The 4,921-nt window shown below is 54.3% G+C and carries 3 protein-coding genes; all 3 read right to left on the reverse strand.

Going from position 1 to position 4,921, the window contains the following annotated elements; genetic code table 11:
- Positions 1-443: 443 nt before the first annotated feature.
- Positions 444-1,775, reverse strand: a complete 1,332-nt coding sequence (locus VGN12_21625) for a site-specific integrase (protein ID HEY4312063.1) — start codon at positions 1,773-1,775, stop codon at positions 444-446.
- Positions 1,776-2,180: 405 nt separating this feature from the next.
- Complete coding sequence (locus VGN12_21630; protein HEY4312064.1) at positions 2,181-2,915, reverse strand: hypothetical protein; 735 nt, start codon at positions 2,913-2,915, stop codon at positions 2,181-2,183.
- A gap of 645 nt (positions 2,916-3,560) precedes the next feature.
- On the reverse strand, positions 3,561-4,211 hold the full coding sequence (locus VGN12_21635; GenBank protein ID HEY4312065.1) for a hypothetical protein: 651 nt from the start codon (positions 4,209-4,211) through the stop codon (positions 3,561-3,563).
- Positions 4,212-4,921: the final 710 nt, after the last annotated feature.

Below are 4,921 nucleotides of genomic sequence, written 5' to 3' on the forward strand. Positions count from 1 at the left end.
GGCTCGCAACTGCTGCCCGAAGTGATCGCCGGAGTTCAATTCATCGATGGAATCAAACCCCAAGCAACCGCCGCCTGAAAACTTCCTATCCACAACTTCTTGCAATATCTCACGGACACTGCCTGACCCTCTAGCCGCAGCCTGTCTCGTCTTCTGCGAGGCTGCCGAGCATCAATCGATCAGTGCAACTATCGCTCGACGGATTTGCTGCGGTAGGTTCGGCCAAGCAGCGATGATCCGGTTCAAATGGTGTTCGCCCGGGTTGGCAACTGCACCGGATTCTGCACCGCCTTCCTGACAATCAGCGGTTTTTTCCGTGCTTTCGGCAGGTGTTCGGTTCCTGTCCTCTCCGCTCGACACAAAGAGCTCTCCGTAAGGTACCGTGATTTAAGGCCTTACGGAGACGTGTCCTGAATGACACAGCCAACTGTGTCAAATCTGTGTCAATCAACGGCCAATTCTCGGCCTTCGGTCGCCACTGCTTCGATCTCTTCGGATGTACTTTTTGTCTGGGCGATCTCCTGAGAACTAGGTGGGTTTACGTCACCGTCAACACGACGGCCGACCGCCCCCACGAAACTGACTTTTTGCATTTGTTGCTGAGCTTCCCGATCATGCAGGTGGTAATAGTGGCGCACCATCCCGCTCTGCTGATGTCCCAGCCATTGCATTACCACCGGCTCCGGCACGCCGCTATTGGCGCAGGCCGAGCAAAAATAATGGCGGAAGCTATGCAGACGTCCGTCGATGAAGCCGAACGCTCCCGTCGTTGGGAATTGACGGCTCAACGGCGTTAGAACATCACGGATTAAGGTGCGCCGCACAATATCCGGACTGAGTAGACCTCGTTTTGGCCCGTGAAATACTAACCCATCGCTGTCATGCGACATGCCCTGCAACACCTGATGCAAGGTGGCGTCGATTGGAAACGATCGGCTTCGATGGTTTTTGATTTGCCTGGGCTTCCCACGACGGCGATGCCGACTCGTACTCTCGTCAGTGAGCGAAATAAAGTTGTTGGACATATCGACGTCAGACCAGCGTAGCGAACGCAATTCTGAAATTCGCATGCCCGTGCAAGCTAACGCGGTTAAGACCGTTGCCAGCCAACCCAGCTCTTCCACACTATAGCTGTACGCGATCATGGCAGTGACTTGATCGGGCTGCCAGCAATACGTGTCGGTCCCCGAAGGCTTAGGCAACGGCAACTTGATTGCACAACTGGCCGGTAGATGTCCGGCGTTGATCATCCATTGCACAGCTTGCTTGATCGTGGTGAGCTCTAGAAATTCTGTCCGGTATGCATAACCCTCACCGTCGAGCCAAGCGGCATAGTTGTGAAGCTGCCTCGGTGTGATCTGGTTCCAATACCGATATCCTTCCTTCCGGACGTGCGGTAGAAACTTGTCGAAGACTGCCCGATACCGCTTCGGTGTCGCCGGTCGAGCTCCCCCCGTGACCCGTGGTCGCTGCACATGCGCCAAGTAAAACTGCACGCCTACACCCAGCGGAACAAGCTCACTCTCAGCCGCCCTTAAGAGATCGCGGTCAGCTAGCCCGAGTTCGACTGCCTTGATTACGTCGAGACGTTTAATGGCTTCGAGAGCCTCTTGATAGGTTTTCGTTCCAAGCGAATGTCGAGCTGCCGACGGCTTGTTCGCGCGGCCATCCGCTTGATAGACCCCATCGCGTTCGTAAAGTAACCAGTTAAAGTATTGGCCAACGATTCGTTCATTTTTGCGTTTATTTGGCATATGGTTGATCAGCGGGATCAATCTAAGGTTGAGAATCTAATGCCTTCCACTTGGGCCTCGGCCCCGAAAGCTTGCAAGTCACGTCTTCGATCGACGCCGAATTGCGCGAGGTTTCGTTACCTTCATCGAAAGTAACGGAACTACAACCGAGCGCGTCCGGATGAAAGGCCATCCGTGTTCGATGGCCACCAGGCTGATATTTCGCGAGCGTGCCGTCGTTGGCTCGCCGGCGCAGAGTGCTCACTGAGAACCCAGTCAGATCGCTGAGTTCCTTGATCGAGAGCAGCTTGGTAATGCCATCCGTGGCCATCGACATCGCCCATTGAGATTTCTCACGGCTCTCTCACGTGGATCGTGAACGAGTGCCAAGGAACTCAACAGAGCGATTATCGATGGGCAATAAAACCGAAGTCGCTTGGCAGCGACTTACGGATTTGGCGAAGCCGGCCCCGGAGTGGCCAAAAACCACTCCTTGCCGAGGCGCTTGTCGATTACGTCGAGATCCCCCGCGATCGTGTCTGAGGACACCTGGAAAAAAGTCGCAAACGCCTGAATGACAGAGCTCTTACGTCGGTGCAGAACACTGTGGTGCCGCTGATGCAAGGCGCGCAGATAATGCTGCAAGTCGAACAACCGAGCATATCTCGTAATCGTGTTTCTGGCAGCATTGTCGGCGCGGACTTTATCCATCCAATCGGCCAGGTGCTCAGGAGCCTCGGCTCCGCGCAGAGCGTCTTCGATCATTTCCCGTAGTTCATCGCGGCTGGGAATTGGCGAAATGTCAGGAAAACAGAACACGTATCCTCCACCTCGCATGTAGCCGAGTACCGTTGACGTGCTCAGCGCTGATAGCTGGGGCTGCAGCGGCTGCGGAAGACGGGGAGCCGCAAGGCCCGTCAAAAGCCAGCGAAGGAAAAATTCCTCGAAAGCGGTCAGATATTCCGCCGTTCGACCTTCGGCCTGGCGGACTGCTTCCGGAAGAAGGCCGAGAGATCGTGTGGCTCCAATCAGGGGAATGCCCTGTCGAGCAACCTCTTCTCGCCAGGTCTGAAACAACGAATCATGCTCCTGTAAAAACTGCGGGTTCGTCAGCAACCATCCTGCGTAACCTTGTGCTGGTGCCGCTAATCGCTCAACTCGGTGCTGACCGATCGTATTCACCGCTTCAATTTACTCCGCCGTCCAACCGAGAGGCTGCACGATGTTCTGCGTAATATCCGTTCGCGGAGGCGCCAATGTCGAATAAACAATTCGGTGACTACCCCAGAATCCGACTCCGACCGCGCCCGCAGCGCGTGTTAGGTCTGATTCCATGGCCCACAAAGCGGCGTCGAATCGTTTGGTATTAATATTGGCTGCTACGGCGCTGATTAGTGGCTACGGCAGTGCGAAAAACAGGCCATTACGAACATTGGGATGCTCCCGGTATTGGCTTGGTACACCAACGTCCTCACGTACTAGACGGTTATTTGCAGATAGACGCATCATTGCAGATTGTCCCGGTCTTGCATTGCTAGATTAGACTCGCTGGTGGAGCTTCCGAATTCCATTTGCGCAAGTCGATCAATGCATGTCAATGCAGCTAATGCTGCTTCGGGATCGGACAATGCAATGGCCCTTTGTAAGAACAATCAAACACGCTTTCTCTGGCTACATCCTGCAGTTTTGGGCCTCTCGCAACAGTTCGACGGCGATGCTCCACGCCAATCGAGAGCACCCGCTCGTTCCCGATATCGGTTCTGAAACGAGTGGGTGCTCCCCGCCGACTGCGCCCCTGACTATGGTCGTAGACAGATTGGCAACTTGTTAAACCCGAGTTTCGTCGACTTCTCCTTGAAAACGCAACCAGGCGCGTTCTAGCTCGGCGCGTATTTGGCTAATGCGGCCATTGCTCACTTGCAACATTCTCGCGACAGCTTGGGTCTTTTCACCAGCCGCCAGGTATTCCGCCGCGAGACGCTCCCGTCGAGCGAGAGTTTTGAGCCATTCTCGAAAGTCGATTCGCATGGCAGCAAGATCCGAGGGGAGGGCTTTTCGGTCTTCGACTAGGATCTCCTGCCATTCGCCGTTCGTTGGATCACGTTGAACGAGAGCATCAACGCAGACTCCCTTCCGAAGTTGGCACCATTTCGAACTAATGTCGTGGACGTTGGCTTGGCTGCCGACTTGACGACCGTCGAGAATTCGAGCAATACCATAGCGGGCTAGAGGACCGGCAAATGCCAATTTCTCCCGTCCCATACTCGCAAGCTTCATGAAGAAACTCCAGGCGTGCGCGACGACGGCCGCAATCATTTCCTCGCGATTTTCTTCGTCCAGAAATTGAAATCGGATCTGGGCATGGCGACGAATAGCGGGCAAAAGCAAGAGGAACTGCTCCGTACAATTCGATCTTTGGTCTTTTTCGATAGACGTGCGGCGTGCAATCCTGGAAAATTGTCTGGCAAGGGCAATCATGAAAGGCGCTCCTGGGAAGGACCGCCCCACGCGCGGGGCGGTCGTGTTTGAAAAAACACAACCGCTCCCGCGATGCGAGAACAGACTACTCGCAAGATTTTTCAACCGACTAGCCGAGGCTGTAGTCGCCCTCTGAAGAGGGTTTCAATTAGAAGGTCACGTTTCTCGGCGCCGCAACGATGTTGAGCAGTATCCATCATTGCAACCGAACATTTGTTCTCGACCTCTGCCTTTGAGGACGAAGCAACTCGCGCACGGTGTCTTAAATAATCAGTACAGCCTCCGGAAAACAGCACGTTTCAGAACTAACGGCGCACATATATTGTGCCACTAAAGAGGCTAGTAATTTAGTTCCTAAAGCAGGCTACTATGGGCTACCGCAACGAGGATACTTCTAGCTACGCATTTCGATTTCTCAACCCTCGCGTCCGAAATGCGGTGCAGCTGTACACTTGAATGAAGGCGTCGACGATGACATTACCGACGGGGACTTTCTAGTCCAACTCGCGCAATCGCTCGCGGCGCGTGTCGAATGCTTCGTAAGGCAAATGCTATTTGCCGTTGAAATTACTTAGAGCCTATCCGAGTACCGAACCGTTTGGCTGCAAGCATCCGTAGTGCAGGTTGAGGAGACCATTCTCGATTTGCACGGAGGTGCCTGTGGGCGATCAATCGACGTCAAAGTTTCACCACATCCCCGACGCGCTGTG

It is taken from the genome of Pirellulales bacterium, assembly GCA_036499395.1.
In the GTDB taxonomy this organism is placed as follows: domain Bacteria; phylum Planctomycetota; class Planctomycetia; order Pirellulales; family JACPPG01; genus JACPPG01.